The sequence below is a fragment of the Kineococcus rhizosphaerae genome, from assembly GCF_003002055.1.
Classification (GTDB): Bacteria; Actinomycetota; Actinomycetes; order Actinomycetales; family Kineococcaceae; genus Kineococcus; species Kineococcus rhizosphaerae.
Window position 1 is genome coordinate 21,725 of sequence record NZ_PVZF01000004.1, and the last position, 18,194, is coordinate 39,918.

Sequence of the window (18,194 nt, forward strand, 5' to 3'; positions counted from 1 at the left end):
CCCGGCATTCCCCCGCCCTCCCGGGGGGCAGGACGCGCCGGGAGGTCTCAGCGCCGGCCCCCGGCGGACTCGGCGACCTGCTTGACGTGCGCCGCGCGCCGTCGCAGCAGGCGCCGCAGGTAGGGCGCCAGGACCAGGTGCGCGACGACCGCGCCGAGCGGCCCGGCGGGGGCGGTGACGCTCATCCGGTCGGTCATCCGGGTCCCCCCGGGCAGGGCCGCGAACAGGTGCTCGTGGTGCAGGCTGCGGAACGGGCCGCGGGTCTGCTCGTCGACGAAGCGGTGCGGCCGGTCGTACGCGGTGACGCGGCTGGTCATGCGCCACGGCAGGCCGAGGTGGCGGGCGTGGAAGGTGACCTCGTCCCCGAGCTGCAGGCGGCGCCGGCCGCTGCCGGTGGTGGCGCGTTCGCCGCTGCCGCGCAGGGAGGCGGTGTGCATGTCGACGTCGAGCTCCAGGTCGAAGACCACGCCGGGGTCGGCGGCGACGTCGGTCACCACCTCGATGAGCACGCTCACCGGGGCCGGCCCAGGTCGCGTTCGGCCCAGGCCCCGACGTCCCCGCCCTCCAGGGCGACGGCGAGCAGGTCGGGGAACGCGTCGGGCGTGCAGGCGAACGCGGGGACCCCGAGCTCGGCCAGGGCCGCCGCGTTCGCGGCGTCGTAGGCGGGCGCGCCGGAGTCGGACAGGGCCAGCAGCACCACGACCTGCACCCCCGCCGCGACGAGGGACCCGACGCGGCGCAGCATCTCCTCCTGCACCCCGCCCTCGTAGAGGTCGCTGATGAGCACGAACGTCGTGTCGGCCGGCCGGGTCACGAGGGACTGCCCGTAGGCGATGGCCCGGTTGATGTCGGTGCCGCCGCCGAGCTGGGTCCCGAACAGCACGTCGACGGGGTCGGCGAGCTGGTCGGTGAGGTCGACGACGGCGGTGTCGAACACGACCATCGACGTCTTCAGCGTCGACAGCGACGCCAGGACCGCCCCGAACACCCCCGCGTGCACGACGGACTCGGCCATCGACCCGGACTGGTCGACGAGCAGGACGACGTCGCGGGCGACGCTGCGCTGGCGGCGGGCGTACCCGACGAGGCGTTCGGGCACGACCGTGCGGTGCTCGGGCAGGTAGTGGGCGAGGTTCGCGGCGATGGTCCGCCCGAGGTCGACGTCGCGGGGCCGGGGCCGGCGGGTGCGGTTGGCCCGGTCCAGGGCCCCTGCGACGGCGGTGCGGGTGCGTTGCGCGACACGGCGTTCGATCTCCTCGACGACGGTGCGCACGACCTGGCGCGCCGTGGCCCGCACCTCCGTCGGCATGACGTCGCGCAGGCTCAGGAGGGTGCCGACGAGGTGGACGTCCGGTTCGACGGCCCGCAGGAGCTCGGGTTCGAGCAGCAACCGCTGCAGCCCGAGCCGGTCGACGGCGTCGCGCTGCACGACCTGGACGACCGACGTCGGGAAGTACGTGCGGATGTCGCCGAGCCAGCGCGCGACCCGCGGGGCCGAACCGCCCAGCCCGGCACCGCGCGGGCCGGAGCCGGCGTCGTACAGCTCCCCGAGGGCGCGGTCGACCGTGCGGTCCTCGCCCGCGAGGTCGGCCCCCGCGCCGAGCCCCTCGCCCCCGGCCTCGCCCAGCACCAGCCGCCAGCGGCGGGACCGCTCGGTCACGACGCGCTCCCCAGGAACCGGGCGACGGCGCGCACCGCGGCCTGCGCGGCCGCGGAGGACAGGTCGACGTCCACCGCCGCGCGCGGCGAGGCGTCGCGGGACAGGGCGGCCCCGATCTGCCGCCGCTCCCCCACGGCGAACGTCGAGAACGTCCGGCGGACCAGCGGCAGCACCGCGAGGAACTCCTCGTCCGCCAGCGCCGTGAGCCAGCCGTCGAGCAGGTCCAGCAGGTCGCGGTCGTGGACGAGCAGCACCCCGCCGCCGGACAGGAAACCCTCCACCCACGGCGCCACCTGCGCCGGTGGCCGCGACAGCGCCCGGGACAGCCGGCGCGACGTCTCCCCGGCCGCCAGGGCTCCCGCGTCCTGCAGCAGCCGCACGATCCGCCCCGCCAGCAGCGGGTGCAGGTCGGGGCGGTCGAGGAGGGCGGCGAGCGCCGTGCGCCACCGGGTGAGGAGGTCGGCGTCGGCGAGCAGGTCGACGGCGTCGTCGACGGCGTCGACGCGCCGCTGCACCGCGGCCGCGGCGTCGTCGTCCAGGGAGTTCGTGGCCGGTCCCAGGCCGGTGCACACCCGGACGAGCAGGGCGGTCGTGACCGGTTGCAGCGCAGCGGCTCCCGTCCCGCGGACGTCGCCGTAGCGCAGGGCACGGACCAGCGGGGGGACGGCGTCCATGAGGTGGGCGAGGTCGTGGTCGTGGGCGGCGCGCTCGTCGAGGGCCGCGAGCACCTGCGGCAGCGCGGCGGGCAGGTCGGCGCGCAGGCAGTCCTCGACGGCGGCGGTGACGGCGGGCAGGTCCCCGTCGACGGCGCGGGCGACGACCCGGGTGGTGGCGGCGCCGGCGACGGTCGTGCCCCAGCGGGACGCGGTGACGAGGTCGACGGCGAGCTCGGGACGCCACTGCAGCGCCCAGGGTTCGCGGAAGGTCCCCGTCGAGCGGACCGCCGGGGTGGCGGGGGTCCCCCAGTCGATCCCGAGCAGCCGCAGCCGGTGCAGCAGCACCGACCGGGCGCGGCCGCTGTCCTCGCGCAGGTCGAGGTCGAGCTCGCGCACGGCCGCGTCGGGCTTGAGCCGCACCGCCTTCTGCTGCAGGCGCAGGTCGGCCTCCAGCGGCATCGTCGGCGCGGAGGCGGGGACCTCGCCGAGCAGTTCGCCGACGACGAGCCGGCGGGTCACGACGCCGAGCAGGGTCTCGTTGCCCTCGCAGAGGACGGCGGCGGTCGCCTCGGTGACCTCGGCGAGCCCGGCCAGCGGGCGCCCGCGCAGCACGGCGAGGGTCTCGGCGAGCCGGACGGCCTCGATGACCGAGGCGCTGGAGACGGGCAGGTCCTCCTCGCGCAGGACCCGGGCGACGGCGGTGAGCCAGCGCACGACCGGGGCGTCGGGGGCGGCGAAGAGGTGGTGGTACCAGCCGGGGCTCGTGATGCCGGCGCCGTACCCGGAGGCGGCGGCGAGCCGGCCGTGCGTCCACGGCACCCACGTCAGGGCGACCTTGACCTTCGCGGCGCCCCTGAGCACGGCGGTGTCCTCGGCCACCTTCGGCAGCGGCGCGGTGAGCGCGGGGGCGTGCCAGGCGCCGCACACGACGGCGACCCGCTCGTGCTCCTTGACGGCCCGGCGCAGGACCTGGCGCATGTGGGCCTCGCGGCGGCGCTCGTGGTCGGTCTCAGCCTCGGGTCCGGTGTCCTCGCGCAGCGCCCCCATGGCCTCGGTGAGCCCGTCGAAGACGTCGTCGCCCGCGGGGGACGTCGGCCGGTTCTCGACGAGGTCCTCCCACCAGCGTTCGGGGTCGTCGTACCCGGCGGTCGCGGCGAGGGTCCCGATCGGGTCGAGGCGGGCGCCGCGCAGGGGTTCGTCCTCGTCGGTGCGGGTCAGCAGCTGCGCGGCGGGCAGGTCGCAGAACCGCACGGGAACCCCCCGCTCGCACGCCCAGGTCATCGCCTGCCACTCGGGGGAGAACACCGCGAACGGCCAGAAGACGGCGCGGTCGGGGGCGTCGACCGGGTGCGCGAGCAGCGCGACGGGCGGCTGCATGTCCGCCGCCCCGACGAACTCGACCAGCGCGTCGGCGTCGGCCGGTCCCTCGACGAGGACGACCCCCGGGTCGAACTCCTCCAGCGCCGCCCGCACCGACCGGGCCGAGCCGGGCCCGTGGTGGCGGACCCCGAGGACCCGCACGGTGGGGACCCGGACCGTCACCCGGTGACCTCGCGGCAGGCGCGGTAGAACTCCGCCCAGCCGTCGCGCTCGCGCACGACGGCCTCGAGGTACTCCGTCCACGCCACCCGGTCGGACACGGGGTCGCGCACGACGGCCCCGACGATGCCCGCGGCGACGTCGGCCGGGCGCAGCACGCCGTCGCCGAAGTGCGCGGCGAGGGCGATCCCGGCGGTGACGACGCTGATCGCCTCGGCGGTGGACAGCGTCGCGGTCGGGGACTTCAGGCTCGTGCGGCCGTCGGTGGTCGTCCCGGAGCGCAGTTCCCGGAACACCGTGACGACCCGGCGGATCTCCTCCAGCGCCGCGGGCAGTTCGGGCAGGTCCAGGGAGCGGCCGAGCTGGGTGACCCGGCGGGCCACGATCCCGACCTCCTCCTCGGCGTCGGCGGGCAGGGGCAGGACGACGGTGTTGAACCGGCGGCGCAGGGCGCTGGACAGGTCGTTGACGCCGCGGTCGCGGTCGTTCGCGGTGGCGATGACGGTGAACCCCTTCTGCGCCTGGACCTCGGAGGCGAGTTCGGGGATCGGCAGGGTCTTCTCGGACAGGACGGTGATGAGCGCGTCCTGCACGTCGGCGGGGATGCGGGTGAGTTCCTCGACGCGGGCGACGCGGCCCTCCCGCATGGCCGTCATGACCGGGGAGGGCACCAGGGCCGCGGGCGTGGGGCCCTCGGCGAGCAACCGCGCGTAGTTCCAGCCGTACCGGATGGCCTCCTCGGCCGTCCCCGACGTCCCCTGCACGAGCAGCGTCGAGTCGCCGCTGACGGCGGCCGCGAGGTGCTCACCGACCCACGTCTTCGCCGTCCCGGGGACCCCGAGCAGCAGCAGCGCGCGGTCGGTCGCGAGGGTGGCGACGGCGACCTCGACGAGCCGGCGCGGCCCGACGTACTTGGGGGTGACGACCGTCCCGTCGGGCAGTTCCCCGCCCAGCAGGTACGTGACCACCGCCCACGGCGACAGCTTCCAGTTCGGCGGTCGCTGCCGGTCGTCGGCGCGCGCGAGCGCGGCGAGCTCGTCGGCGAACTGCTGTTCGGCGTGCGGGCGGAGCAGGTCGGTCACGGGGCCTCCAACGGCAGCGACAGGGCGTGGTGGAACTCGCGGCGGACGGTCAGGACCTCCAGGGCCCGGACCGCGAACGCGCGGGCTGCGTCGGTCAGCGCGGGCTGCAGCGCGAAGGCCTCCAGCGCCGCGGACTGCGCCGGCGGCAGCCGGTGCCCGAGCAGGTCGAGGCGCTCGCGGACCCGCACCCCGGCGGAGGCGGGCCAGCTGCGGCGCACGGTGTCCGCGAGCGCCGCCGTCCCCAGTTCCGGGGTCCAGGGCGCGGGGCAGTCGCGCAGCAGCGCCGTGGCGGCCGCGGCGTCGGGGGTCCCGCGGACGAGCAGGTCCGCGACGAGCCGGGCGCGGGTGGCGGGGTCGAGGACGGCGAGGAGTTCGGCCCGCACGTGCTCGGAGGCCGTGGGGACGAGGGCGCGCGCCCACGCCGGGTCCGCCTGGCGCACCGCGGCCTCGGCCCAGGCCTCGCGCAGCACGGGGGCCCAGCCGCCGTCGACCGGGACGGCGAGGACGTCGGCGGCGGACCCTGCGACGAGCGCGGTCCAGTGCCCCAGCGGGGTGGCGGCCACGACCTGCCGCAGCCAGTGCGCCCGGACGCCTTCGCTGCGCGGTTCCACCCCCGGCGCGACCCCGGCCTCGACGACGTCGCGGCGCGCGGCCTCGTCGAGGCCGGCGGGCGGTTCGACGTGGAAACCCGCCGGGCCGTGCTGGACGCAGGCCTGCGCGCGCTGCGCCGTGCGGTGGGCGAACGCGGAGGCGGGCAGCCGGGCCAGCAGCGCCGCGGCCCTGTCGCGGGTGGCGCGGCGGCGGTCGGCGAGGGCGGGTTCGAGCAGGTCCTCGTCCTCGGGCCCCAGCCCCACCGCGAGTTCGGCGACGAACTGCTCGCGCTCCTCGCCGGTGAACCCGGACCAGCTGCCGCGCAACAGGTCGCGCGAGGCGGCCGGGTCCTCGCGCCGCAGCGCGCGCAGGAGGTCGACCCGGTCTCGCGTCGACCCGAACTCCCAGCCGCCGTCCCCGGTCGCCACCCGCGCGGCCTGCGGGCGCCAGTCCTCGCGCTGCGCGGCCAGCCAGCGGCCCCGGTTCCCGAGCACCCCGGCGGCGGCGTCGGCGACGGCGCGGTTCGTCGCGCCGACGTCGAGCAGGGCGGGCAGCGCCTCGGGGGCCACGACCCGCCCGGCGCGGGCGGCGACGTCGAGGAACTCCAGCAGCAGCGGGGAGTCCTTCGTGCGCAGCAGGTCGGCGAGGACCGCGGTGGCGACCGGCCCGGTCACCGGGGCCCGGTCGGGCGCGGCGGGCTCGGGCGCCGCGACCGGGTCCCCCAGGGGGTCGCGGACGCGGCGGGCGACGGCGAGCAGCGCCGCGGCGTCCAGGAGCCGGGCGGGGTCCTGCCCCGCCGGGACCAGCGGGCGCAGGGACCCCGGCAGCAGGGTGTCGTCGAAGGGGCGCCGGGCGGTCCCGAGCAGCGCGGTGGTCACGAGGTCGTCCCAGCTCACAGCGTCACCCACCGCCGGTCGCCGGGCCCGCCCCCCAGGACGCCCGTGGGCCGCAGGCCCCGGTCGCCGAGTTCCCCGGCGACGGTGACGGGGTGCCCCCCGGAGACGGCGAGCAACCGCCACACGTCCGCCCCGCCGACGTCGACGGGCAGGGTCCCGTCCGGACCCGTCAGCGCGAACCCCGGCCCGGCGGCGGCGGGGACGGCGACGGGCACGAGCCCGGAGACGACGACGGGCCAGTGCCGGGTCCACGGGTCGAGGCTCACGGCGCGCTGGAACTCCCCGACGGCGTCGCGGGCGGAGCCGGGGGCGAGGTCGGTCAGGGCGACGGGGGCGGCGTACCGGGTCCCGACGACCGCCCGCAGCTCGGGGGTGCCGGGGTGGAAGTGCAGGTCGGCGTCGACGACCGTGCCGGCGGGCAGGGAGGTGTCGGGCGACTGACCGCTCGGGGTGAACGTGAGCACGAGCGCGGCGTGCCCGGTCCGCCTGCCGCGCAACCAGACCCGTCGCGCGGTGAGGTTGTCGGCGACGACGTCGCGGACCCCCGTGACGGCCCAGTGGTCGCGCAGGGGTTCGCTGGCCAGGACGTCCTCGGCCCGGACGGGGTACCCGACGTGGGCGCGCACGACGGCGGCCTCGTCCTCGGTGAGGTCCTCGAGCCGGGCGTGCGCGGCGACGAGCAGGCGCAGCAGGGCGAGGTCGGTGAGCAGCCGCCCGGTCCAGCCCTCCCCCGAGACGACGGCGCGCGGCAGCCGCCGCAGGGCGGACGCGACCCCGGGGGCCTGCGCGTCGACCATCCGGGCGGCCGTCGCCGCCCCGTAGGCGTACCCGGCCTGCGCGGCCCCGGCCAGCCCGGTGCGGACCTGGTCGGTGAGCCAGACGTCGAGCTCACCCAGCCCGGTACCGACGCGCTCGGCGCGCCGTTCGGAGCGCTTCGCCGCGGCGGCCGGGTCGGGGGTCCGCTCGGCCGGGGCCGGGGTCTCCTTCTTCGCAGCCCGGCCCTCGAGCCACGTCGTCGTGAAGTCGGCCCGCTCGGCGACCGGGACGTCCCCGGCCGACCAGCGCAGCAGCAGCGCGAGCGCGTGCTTGCACGGGAACTTCCGCGAGGGGCACGAGCACTTGTACGCCGGGCCCGTCAGGTCCACCACCGTCTGGTACGGGGTCTTCCCGCTGCCCGCGCACAACCCCCAGACGGCACCGTCGTCGCAGCCGTCGGCGGAGACGGACCCGACCAGCTTGGCGGCGGCGCTCACCGACCCGGCGTCGGGCGCCAGGGCCAGCACGGCGTCTCGGGTCCACACACCGACGACTCTACGGACCGCCTCCGACACCGGTCCCCGGCACGAGGACGCCCCCGCCGGAACGGGTCCGGCGGGGGCGTCGACGTCATCGTCGTGGGGGGCGGCGGGAGCCGGTCACTCCCACTCGATGGTGCCCGGCGGCTTGCTCGTGACGTCGAGCACGACGCGGTTGACCTCGGGCACCTCGTTGGTGATGCGGGTGGAGATCTTCGCCAGGACGTCGTACGGCAGGCGCGTCCAGTCCGCCGTCATGGCGTCCTCCGACGACACCGGGCGCAGCACGACCGGGTGGCCGTAGGTCCGGCCGTCGCCCTGGACCCCGACGCTGCGGACATCGGCCAGGAGCACGACGGGGCACTGCCAGATGTCGCGGTCCAGGCCGGCGGCGGTGAGCTCGGCGCGGGCGATGGCGTCGGCCGCGCGCAGGATCTCCAGGCGCTGCGGGGTGACCGCACCGACGATGCGGATCGCCAGGCCCGGGCCCGGGAACGGCTGGCGGTAGACCATGGCCTCGGGCAGCCCGAGCTGGACGCCGACGGCGCGGACCTCGTCCTTGAACAGCGCGCGCAGCGGTTCGACGAGCTCGAAGGCGAGGTCGTCGGGCAGGCCGCCGACGTTGTGGTGGCTCTTGATGGTCGCCGCGCCGGTGCCGCCGCCGGACTCCACGACGTCCGGGTACAGCGTCCCCTGCACGAGGAACTTGACCTCGTCCGAACCTTCCTTGGCGACCACGTCGCGCGCGGCCTGCTCGAAGACGCGGATGAACTCCCGGCCGATGATCTTGCGCTTCTGCTCGGGGTCGCTGACCCCGTCGAGGGCGTCGGCGAACCGCTGGACGGCGTCGACGACGTGCAGCTTCACGCCCGTCGCGGCGACGAAGTCCTTCTCGACCTGCTCGGCCTCCCCGGCGCGCAGCAGGCCGTGGTCGACGAACACGCACGTGAGCTGGTCGCCGACGGCGCGCTGCACGAGCGCGCCCGCGACGGCGGAGTCCACCCCGCCGGACAGGGCGCAGATGACCTTGCCGTCACCGATCTGCGCGCGGATCCGCGCGACCTGCTCCTCGATGACGTTGCCGGTCGTCCAGTCCGGGTCGATCTTCGCGCCGTGGCGCAGGAAGTTCACCAGCACGTCCTGGCCGTGCTCGGAGTGCTTGACCTCGGGGTGCCACTGCACGCCGTAGAGGCTGCGCTCGTCGTCCTCGAAGGCCGCCACGGGCGTACCGGGCGTGGAGGCGGTGACGCGGAAACCCTCGGGGGCCTGGGACACGCTGTCCCCGTGGGACATCCAGACGTTCTGCGTCGCAGGCTGGTCCTTCAGCAGCGTCGAGCTCGCGCTGTCGGGCAGGTCGGCGGGCGTGCCGCCGTACTCGCGCTGACCCGTCTGCGCGACCTCGCCGCCGAGGGCCTTGGCCATGGCCTGGAAGCCGTAGCAGATGCCCAGGACGGGGACGCCGGCCTCGAACAGCGCCGGGTCGACCTGCGGGGCGCCGTCGGCGTAGACGCTCGACGGGCCACCGGACAGGATCACCGCGGACGGGTCCTTGGCGAGCATGTCCGCGACGGGCATCGTGCTGGGGACGATCTCGGAGAAGGTGTCGGCCTCCCGGACCCGGCGCGCGATGAGCTGCGCGTACTGGGCCCCGTAGTCGACGACGAGCACCGGGCGGTGGGTGCGCTCGGCAGCCACCTCGGCGATCTGGGTCTCGGTGGGGGTCTGCGGCACGTCCGGCGTCACGCACCAAGGGTAGCCGCCGCGCGCGGGCCCCCGGTAAACCACGTGGAACCGGGACCGGAATGCGATTACCGTCGGTGCACGTGCGCTCCCTGCCCCTGAGCGACCCCGGCACCCCCGACGTCACCTCCCCCACCCGGTTCCTGCTGCGCACGGCGGCGCAGCAGTGGCGACCGATGGTGGCCGGAGCCCTCGTCGGCACCGTGTGGTTGCTGTCCCAGGCCGTCCTGCCCGCAGCGATCGGCGAGGCCGTCGACCTCGGCGTCGTCGACGGCGACGCCCGCGCGCTGACCCGCTGGTCGCTGATCGTGCTGGGGCTGGCCGTGGTCACCGCCTGGGCCGCGATCGTGCGGCACCGCTTCGGCGTCACGAACTGGCTCACCGCGTGCTTCCGCACCCTGCAGCAGGTGGGCCGGCACACCTCCCGCGCGGGAACGGCGCTGACGGCGAAGCTGCCCCAGGGCGAGGTGCTCGCCTCCATCGCCTCCGACGGGCCCCGCCTCGCCGACGCGTTCGACGTCACCCAGCGCGCCGTGGCCTCCGTGGCCGCCGTGGTCGTCGTCGCCGTCCTCGTGCTGCGCACCTCGGTGCCCATCGGCCTCGTCATCCTCATCGGCGTCCCCGTCGTCATGGCGATGCTGCTGCTCGTCCTGCGCCCGCTGCAGGAGCGCCAGCGCCTGCACCGCAAGCTGTCCGGCGAGCTGACCTCCATCGGCACCGACACCGTGCGGGGCCTGCGGATCCTGCGCGGCATCGGCGGCGAGGAGGTGTTCCTGGGCCGCTACCGGGCCAAGAGCCAGCAGGTGCGGGCCGCGGGCGTGCGCGTCGCGGTGTGGGAGTCGGCGCTGGAGGCGCTGCAGATCCTCGTCCCCGGCCTGCTCGTGGCCGCCCTCGTGTGGGCCGGCGCCCGCGCCACCGCCCGCGGGGACATCACCCCCGGCGACCTCGTCGCGCTCTACGGCTACGCCGCGTTCCTCACCTCGCCCCTGCGGATGCTCGTGGAGGCCGCCGACAAGTACGTGCGCGCGCTCGTCGCCGCCCGCCGGCTCATCACCCTGCTCGAGGTCCCGCCCGCCGTCACCGACGACGGGACCGCCACGACGCCCGGCGGCGCGCTGGCCGACCCCGACTCCGGGGTCGTCGCGGACGCCGGCGACCTCACCGCGATCGTCTGCGACCCGCCCGAGGACGCGGCCGTCCTGGCCCGCCGGCTCGCCCGGTTCGACGACGACACCCGCGCCACCTTCGGCGGGGTCCGGTTGCGGGACCTGCCCGTGCACGAGGTCCGCACCCGCGTCCTGCTCGCCGAGGACGACGCCCAGCTGTTCAGCGGCACCGTCCGCGAGCAGGTCGACCCCGAGCACCGCCACACCGACGACGAGGTCCTCGCCGCGATGGAGGTCGCCGACGCGCTCGACATCCTCGACCTCGTCGACGGCGGGCTGGCCGGCACCGTCACCGAACGCGGGCGCTCGCTGTCCGGCGGGCAGCGGCAGCGGCTCGCCCTGGCCCGCGTCCTGACCCGCGGACCGGAGGCCCTCGTGCTCGTCGAACCCACCAGCGCCGTCGACGCGCACACCGAGGCGCGGATCACGGGCCGGCTGCGGGCGCAGCGCGCGGGCCGCACCACGGTCGTCGCCACGGCCAGCCCCCTCGTCCTGCCGCAGGTCGACCAGGTCTGCTGGGTGCGCGACGGGCACGTCGTCGCACGCGGCCGGCACGCCGACCTGCTCGCCCACGACGCGGGGTACCGGCGGTTCGTCACCCGCGACGCGGCGGCGGAGCTGCCCGCGCCCCGCGCAGAACTCTCGAAGGGAGCCGCGCAGTGAGCGACGAGCGGCGCGACGGCGCCTGGACGCAGGGAACGCGCCGACGGAGTCGCCGCGCGGTCCCGGAGGAAGGCGCCGTCACCGGCGCCGCGACGGAGCGAACAGGAGGAGCAGCGTGAGCGCCAAGACCCTCCCCGTCGCCGACCGGGCCCAGGTCCTGCTCGACGTGCGGCGCCTGCTGGTCCAGCACCGCGGCCCCGGGCTGCGGATGCTCGGGCTGCACGCCCTCGCCGCGCTGGCCGGGCTGACCGGCCCGTTCCTGCTCGGCAAGCTCGTCGACGACGTCGTCTCCACCGTCCGCGGCGGGTCGACGTTCGCGCAGGCCGCGCACCGCATCGACGTCTACGTGGCGGTCCTCGTCGCGGCCGTCGTGGTCCAGGCCGTCCTCGCGCGGCTGGCCCGCCAGCGCTCCCTCACGCTGGCCGAGGGGGTCTTCGCGCAGTTGCGCGAGGAGTTCCTGACCCGGGCCACGGCGCTGCCGCTGTCCGTCGTCGAGCAGGCCGGCACCGGCGACCTCGTCTCGCGGACGACGAACGACGTCGACGCCCTGAGCTACACCGTGCGCTACGGCGCGCCGGCGATCCTCGTCGCGTTCGTGACGTCGGTCCTGACCGTCGTCGCGGCGGTGTTCTCCGGTCCGCTCGTCGCCCTCGCGATCCTGGCCGGGGTGCCGGGGCTGTTCCTCGCGACGCGGTGGTACCTGCGCCGGGCCCCGCAGGGGTACGCGGCCGAACGCGCCGAGTGGGGCCGGATCTCCACGACGCTGGGCGAGAACGTCGAGAACGTCCGCACGGTCGAGGCCCTGGGCCTGGCCGAGCACCGGATCGGGCTCGTCGACGGGGTCATCGGGGCGACGGTGCGGCGCGAGCGGTACACGTTGTCGCTGCGCACCGTGTGGTTCCCCAGCATCGAGATGTCGTACCTGCTGCCCGTGGTCGTCGCGCTGCTGTGGGGCGGGTTCCTCGTCCGGCACGACCTGCAGACGGTCGGTCAGGTCACGACGGTCGTGCTGTACCTGCGCCAGCTCGTCGGCCCGGTCAACGAACTGCTCGCCTGGTGGGACGAGCTGCAGGTGGGACAGGCCTCCTTCGCGCGCGTCGTGGGCCTGTCGGCCGTGGAACCGGACCGGGTCGCCCTCGACGACGAACCGGTCTCCGACGAGATCCACGCCGACCGCGTGGGGTTCTCCTACACCCCCGGACGCCCTGTGCTGCACGGGGTCTCGCTGGAGCTCGAACCCGGTGAGCGGCTGGCGATCGTCGGCCCGACCGGCGCCGGGAAGTCGACGCTGGGCCGGTTGCTGGCCGGCATCGCCCCGCCCACCGACGGGTCCGTGCAGGTCGGCGGGGCCGAGGTGACGGGGCTGCCGCTGGACGAGCTGCGCTCGCGCATCGCCCTCGTGACCCAGGAGCGGCACGTGTTCGCGGCTTCCCTGCGGGACAACGTCGCGCTCGCGGCGCCGGGGTCCTCCGACGAGCAGGTGCTCGCCGCCCTCGACGCGGTCGACGCCCGCGGCTGGGTGTCGGCCCTGCCCGGGGGGCTGGACACGGGGGTCGGGGAGAACGGGGTGCCGCTGTCGGCGGCGCAGGCGCAGCAGGTGGCCCTGGCCCGCCTCGTGCTGGCCGACCCGCACACCCTCGTCCTGGACGAGGCGACGTCGCTGCTGGACCCGAACGCGGCCCGGCACCTGGAACGCTCGCTCGCCGCGGTCCTGGCGGGGCGCACGACGGTGGCGATCGCCCACCGCCTGCACACCGCCCACGACGCCGACCGGATCGCCGTCGTCGAGGGCGGGCGGATCACCGAGCTCGGCACGCACCACGAGCTCGTCGAGGCGGACGGCTCGTACGCGGGGCTGTGGCGGTCCTGGCACGGGGAGGCCTGAGCCGCTCCCGGCCCCCTCACCCCCGCGCCGGGGGCGGGGGTGCGGACAGCCCCGCGAGTCGCTTACCGTAGGAGGAGTTCACTCTCAGGGCTCCGGGGCGTCAGTGGCGGGGAGGCGCACCCACGACGCTGGAGCCTACCCGTGAGCACCACCACCCCCACCCTCCTGTCGCGCTACGCGCGGCTGCCGCACCTCGCCGGTCGCGCCTACCTGCCCGTGACCGGGCTGGGCCGGCTGCCCATCACGATGGTCCCCCTCGCGGTCCTGGGTCTGGTGACGTCCTCCAGCGGGTCCGTCGCGGTCGGCGGCCTGGCGAGCGCCGCCGCGGCCGTCGGTGAGGCGGTCGGGGTCCCCGTCGTGGGCTGGTTCGCGGACCGCCGCGGGCAGCGGAACGTCCTGCTCACGGTCGTCGCCCTGCACCTGCTGGCCCTCGCCGGGCTCTTCACCGCGCTGGCGGGCGCCGGGACCCCGACCGTGCTCGCGGCGGCCGCCGGGGTCGGGTTCACGCTGCCGTCGGTCAGCGGGTTCTCCCGCGCCCGCTGGCTGCGGATGGCGGAGGACCCGCACGACGTGGCGACGGCCTTCGCGGCCGAGGGCACGATCGACGAGGCGACGTTCATCCTCGGCCCGGCCCTCGTCGGGATCGTCGGGGTGCTGGGGGACCCGGCGGCGGCGCTGCTGACGTCGGCGGGGCTCACGACGGTCTTCGTCACGGCGTTCGCCTGCCACCGCACCCACCGGCGCACCGCTCCCCTGCCCCGCACGGGCCGCGCGGCGGCGGGCCGGGTGCCGTGGGCCGTCGCGGTCCCGGTGCTCGCGATGCTGTGCATGGGCACGGTCTTCGGGGCGACCCAGACGGGGGTGACGGCCGCGGCCGAGGCGATCGGGTCGGCGTCCCTGGGTTCCCTGGTCTACGCGCTGTCGGCGGTGGGTTCGACCGCGACGACGCTGTGCCTGGTCCTGCTGCCGGACCGCTTCACGTTGCGGGCGCGGTGGGCCGTGTGCGGGGCCGGGCTCGCCCTGGGCGCCGTCCTCATGGCGGCGACCGCGCAGCGCCTCGGGACGCTGGCCGCGGCGGTGCTGCTGCTCGGGTTGTTCGTCGGGCCGGCGCTGGTGACGGTGAACACCGTCGCGGCGCGGCTGGCCCCGGCCGGCCGGGGCGCGTTCCTCATGGCCCTGCTGAACTCCGGGGTCGTGCTGGGCGTCGCCACGGGCGCCTCGGCGGGCGGGGCGCTGGCCGAGCACGCCGGGCCGGCGTGGGGTTTCGCCGTCGTCGGGGTGGCCGGGGCGCTGCTCGCCGCGACCGCCCTGGTGGCGCCCGTCAGGCGGTGAGCCCGCCGAAGTCGACGCCCGTCCACTCGACCGAGCGCGCCCACAACCAGGCCGCGTCGGCGGTGTCGTAGGCGGAGGGGTGGGCGGGGACCTGGACGGGGAAACCGCGCCACTCCTGCCGGCCGCCGGGGCCGAAGTACTCCCCGCCGGCGACGTCGGGGTCGCTCGCCGCGCGCAGCAGCGGCCAGGCGCCCTGCGCGGCGGGCTGACCGACCGCGCGCCCGAGCACCCCGGCCAGCGCCTCGCCGAACCGGTTGCCGCCCAGCGGCGTCATCTTCCACAGGTTCGTGTCGGACAGCCCCGGGTGCGCGGCCGTGGACACGATCGGCGCGCCCGCGGCGTCGGCGCGGCGCTGCAGCTCGAACGCGAACAGCAGGTTCGACAGCTTCGACTGCCCGTAGGCCAGCCACTTCTGGTAGCTGCGCTCGGACTGGTAGTTGTCGCGGTCGAGCCGGCCGAACTTGTGGGCGACGCTGGCGACGCTCACGACCCGCGCCCCGTCGCCGGCCAGCAGCGCGGGCAGCAGCAGCCCCGTGAAGGCGAAGTGGCCCAGGTGGTTGGTGCCGACCTGCGTCTCGAACCCGTCCGCGGTCCGGCCGAACGGCGGCACCATGACCCCGGCGTTGTTCACCAGGACGTCGACGCTGGAGCGGCGCTGCAGGACGTCGGCAGCGGCGCGGCGGACGCTCGCGAGGTCGGCGACGTCCAGGCCGACGAGCTCGGCGCTCGCCTCGCGGCCGGAGTCGGCGACCGCCGCGTTCAGCTGCGCGAGCGCGGCCCGCCCTCGTTCGGGGTTGCGGCACGCCAGGAGCACGTCGGCGCCGCGGCGGGCGAACTCCGTGGCGACGTGGAACCCCAGCCCGGAGTTGGCCCCCGTGACCAGGACGGTGCGGCCGGTCTGGTCACCGATCGCGTCGGGGGTCCAGGGCACGGTCGTCGACTGCGGCACGGGGGTCCTCTCGATCCTCAGGCGGGCTGGTACGGGGAGACGACGACCTCGATGCGCTGGAACTCCTTGAGGTCGGAGTACCCCGTCGTGGCCATCGACCGTCGCAACGCGCCCACGAGGTTCGTGGTTCCGTCCGCGGCGCGGCCCGGGCCGTTGAGGATCTCGGCCAGCGGGGCGACGGTGCCGACGCGAACGCGTTCACCGCGCGGCAGGACCGCGTGGTGGGCCTCCGGGCCCCAGTGCCAGCCGCGGCCGGGGGCCTCGGTCGCGCGGGCCAGGGCCGCTCCGAGCATCACGGCGTCGGCCCCGCAGGCGACGGCCTTGACGATGTCGCCGGACGTGCCGACCCCGCCGTCGGCGATGACGTGCACGTACCGGCCCCCGGACTCGTCCATGTAGTCGCGGCGCGCGGCGGCGACGTCGGCGACGGCCGAGGCCATGGGGGCGTGGATCCCGAGCGTGGTGCGCGTGGTGGTGGCCGCGCCCCCGCCGAACCCGACGAGGACCCCCGCTGCGCCCGTGCGCATCAGGTGCAGGGCGGTGGTGTACGTCGCGGCCCCGCCGACGACCACGGGGACGTCGAGCTCGTAGATGAACCGCTTGAGGTTCAGCGGTTCGCTGCTGCCCGAGACGTGCTCGGCCGAGACCGTGGTGCCGCGGATGACGAACAGGTCCACGCCCGCGTCGACGACGACCTTCCAGAACTCCTGCGTGCGCTGCGGCGACAGGGAACCCGCGACGGTCACGCCCGCGGCGCGGACCTCGGCGAGGCGGCGGGTGATCAGCTCGGCCTTGACCGGCTCGGCGTAGATCTCCTGCATGCGCGGGATCGCCACGGCCGGGTCCAGGCTCGCGATCTCGGCCAGCAGGGGCTCCGGGTCCTCGTACCGCGTCCACAGGCCCTCGAGGTCGAGGACGCCGAGGCCACCGAGCCGGCCCAGCGCGACGGCCGTGGCGGGCGAGGCGACGGAGTCCATCGGCGCGCTCATCACGGGGATGTCGAAGTGGTAGGCGTCGATCTGCCACGTCGTGGAGACGTCTTCGGGGTCCCGGGTGCGCCGGCTGGGGACGACGGCGATGTCGTCGAAGCTGTAGGCGCGTCGCCCCCGCTTGCCGCGGCCGATCTCGATCTCAGACACGGCCTCAGGCTACCTGCTGCGAGCCCGCGCCGAGATCGCGCGAGCCCGCAGCCGGGTCGGTCGCAGCCGGTCAGCGGCCGCTGTAGTTCGGTGCCTCGACGGTCATCTGGATGTCGTGCGGGTGCGACTCCTTCAGGCCCGCCGGGGTGATGCGGACGAACCTGCCGCCGGTCTGCAGCTCAGCGACGGTGCGCGCACCGGAGTAGAACATCGACTGCCGCAGCCCGCCGACGAGCTGGTGGGCGACGGCCCCCAGCGGCCCGCGGTAGGGCACCTGGCCCTCGACGCCCTCGGGCACGAAGCGGTCGTCGGAGGCGACGTCGTTCTGGAAGTAGCGGTCCTTGGAGAACGACCGGCCGCCCTGACGGGTCTGCTGGGCCCCCAGGGACCCCATGCCGCGGTAGCTCTTGAACTGCTTGCCGTTGATGAAGACCAGGTCGCCCGGGCTCTCGTCGCAGCCGGCCAGCAACGAGCCGAGCATCACGGTGTCGGCCCCGGCGACGAGCGCCTTGGCGATGTCGCCGGAGTACTGCAGCCCGCCGTCGCCGATCACCGGCACGCCCGCGGGCTTGGCCGCGCGGGAGGCCTCGTGGATGGCGGTGACCTGGGGGACGCCGACCCCGGCCACGACGCGCGTGGTGCAGATCGAGCCCGGGCCGACGCCGACCTTGATGCCGTCCACGCCTGCGTCGACGAGCGCCTGCGCCGCGCCGCGCGTCGCGACGTTGCCGCCGACGACGTCGACGTGCGCGGCGGCGCTGTCGCCCTTGAGCCGGGAGATCATCTCGAGCACGGCCCGGGAGTGCCCGTGCGCCATGTCGACGACGAGCACGTCCACGCCCGCGTCGACGAGGCCCATGGCCCGCTTCCACGCGTCCTCGAAGATGCCGATGGCCGCGGCCACCCGCAGGCGGCCGTCCTCGTCCTTGGTGGCCAGGGGGTACTTCTCGGACTTCTCGTAGTCCTTGACCGTGATCAGGCCGGTCAGCCGGTTGCGCTCGTCGACGATGGGCAGCTTCTCGATCTTGTGCCGCCGCAGCAGCTGCACCGCGTCGTCGGCCGAGATGCCGACCGGGGCCGTGACCAGCGGGGCCTTCGTCATGACCTCGCGCACGGGGCGGGAGAAGTCGGACTCGAAGCGCAGGTCGCGGTTGGTGACGATGCCGACGAGGGTGCCGTCGGCGTCGACCACGGGGGCCCCGGAGATGCGGTAGCGCGCGCACAGCGCGTCCACGTCGGCGAGGGTCGCGTCGGGGGTGGTGGTGACCGGCTGGGTGACCATGCCCGACTCCGACCGCTTCACGAGGTCGACCTGCACGGCCTGCTCCTCGGCGGACAGGTTGCGGTGCAGCACACCGAGACCACCCTGGCGGGCCATCGCGATGGCCATGCGGGACTCGGTGACGGTGTCCATCGCCGAGCTCAGCAGCGGGATCCGCAGACTGACGCGCTTGGACACACGGGTCGACGTGTCGACCTCGGACGGGATGACGTCGGACTCACCGGGAAGCAGCAGGACGTCGTCGTAGGTCAGGCCCACGAAGCCGAAGGGATCGTTCTCGGACGCTTGTCCGTCGGGGATCTGCGCGCTCACCCCCACG

The 18,194-nt window shown here is 75.8% G+C and carries 13 protein-coding genes; 3 read left to right on the top strand and 10 right to left on the bottom strand.

The window, feature by feature from the left end; all coding sequences use genetic code 11:
• Window positions 1–47: 47 nt before the first annotated feature.
• The 7 genes from CLV37_RS09225 to guaA form a co-directional block, all read right to left on the bottom strand.
• Window positions 48–515, bottom strand: coding sequence for an SRPBCC family protein (locus tag CLV37_RS09225; protein ID WP_245885328.1), 468 nt, complete (start codon window positions 513–515; stop codon window positions 48–50).
• The gene (locus tag CLV37_RS09230) at window positions 512–1,660 is read right to left on the bottom strand and encodes a VWA domain-containing protein (protein ID WP_106209522.1); all 1,149 of its coding nucleotides are present in this window, start codon (window positions 1,658–1,660) and stop codon (window positions 512–514) included. The genes CLV37_RS09225 and CLV37_RS09230 overlap by 4 nt, the downstream gene beginning before the upstream one ends.
• Window positions 1,657–3,858 (bottom strand): DUF5682 family protein, encoded by a 2,202-nt coding sequence (locus tag CLV37_RS09235; protein WP_106209525.1) that lies wholly within the window; start codon window positions 3,856–3,858, stop codon window positions 1,657–1,659. The genes CLV37_RS09230 and CLV37_RS09235 overlap by 4 nt, the downstream gene beginning before the upstream one ends.
• Complete coding sequence (locus CLV37_RS09240) at window positions 3,855–4,937, bottom strand: ATP-binding protein (RefSeq protein WP_106209527.1); 1,083 nt, start codon at window positions 4,935–4,937, stop codon at window positions 3,855–3,857. The genes CLV37_RS09235 and CLV37_RS09240 overlap by 4 nt, the downstream gene beginning before the upstream one ends.
• Window positions 4,934–6,424, bottom strand: a complete 1,491-nt coding sequence (locus CLV37_RS09245; protein ID WP_106209529.1) for a DUF5691 domain-containing protein — start codon at window positions 6,422–6,424, stop codon at window positions 4,934–4,936. Before CLV37_RS09245 ends, CLV37_RS09240 begins: the two co-directional genes overlap by 4 nt.
• Window positions 6,421–7,725, bottom strand: a complete 1,305-nt coding sequence (locus CLV37_RS09250) for an SWIM zinc finger family protein (RefSeq protein ID WP_146149351.1) — start codon at window positions 7,723–7,725, stop codon at window positions 6,421–6,423. The genes CLV37_RS09245 and CLV37_RS09250 overlap by 4 nt, the downstream gene beginning before the upstream one ends.
• A gap of 114 nt (window positions 7,726–7,839) precedes the next feature.
• Window positions 7,840–9,414 (bottom strand): glutamine-hydrolyzing GMP synthase, encoded by a 1,575-nt coding sequence (guaA, locus tag CLV37_RS09255; protein WP_211298553.1) that lies wholly within the window; start codon window positions 9,412–9,414, stop codon window positions 7,840–7,842.
• Between the two features lie 128 nt (window positions 9,415–9,542).
• Between guaA and CLV37_RS09260 the strand changes: the two genes are divergently transcribed.
• From CLV37_RS09260 to CLV37_RS09270, 3 genes are all read left to right on the top strand, one after another.
• Window positions 9,543–11,288 (top strand): ABC transporter ATP-binding protein, encoded by a 1,746-nt coding sequence (locus tag CLV37_RS09260; protein WP_245885330.1) that lies wholly within the window; start codon window positions 9,543–9,545, stop codon window positions 11,286–11,288.
• Window positions 11,289–11,403: 115 nt separating this feature from the next.
• Window positions 11,404–13,173: an ABC transporter ATP-binding protein gene (locus tag CLV37_RS09265; RefSeq protein ID WP_211298519.1), complete on the top strand. Its 1,770-nt coding sequence runs from the start codon at window positions 11,404–11,406 to the stop codon at window positions 13,171–13,173.
• A 141-nt stretch (window positions 13,174–13,314) separates the two neighbouring features.
• Window positions 13,315–14,505 carry an MFS transporter gene (locus CLV37_RS09270; protein WP_106209535.1) on the top strand — a complete coding sequence of 397 codons (1,191 nt, stop codon included), beginning with the start codon at window positions 13,315–13,317 and terminating at the stop codon, window positions 14,503–14,505.
• Here CLV37_RS09270 and CLV37_RS09275 read toward each other — a convergent pair.
• The 3 genes from CLV37_RS09275 to guaB form a co-directional block, all read right to left on the bottom strand.
• Entirely contained in the window at window positions 14,495–15,454 is a 960-nt protein-coding gene (locus CLV37_RS09275; RefSeq protein ID WP_245885331.1) for an oxidoreductase, read from the bottom strand. The genes CLV37_RS09270 and CLV37_RS09275 overlap by 11 nt on opposite strands.
• Window positions 15,455–15,471: 17 nt before the next feature.
• Entirely contained in the window at window positions 15,472–16,593 is a 1,122-nt protein-coding gene (locus CLV37_RS09280) for a GuaB3 family IMP dehydrogenase-related protein (protein ID WP_106209537.1), read from the bottom strand.
• 70 nt (window positions 16,594–16,663) lie between these two features.
• Window positions 16,664–18,187, bottom strand: coding sequence for an IMP dehydrogenase (guaB, locus tag CLV37_RS09285; RefSeq protein WP_245885332.1), 1,524 nt, complete (start codon window positions 18,185–18,187; stop codon window positions 16,664–16,666).
• Window positions 18,188–18,194 lie beyond the last annotated feature (7 nt).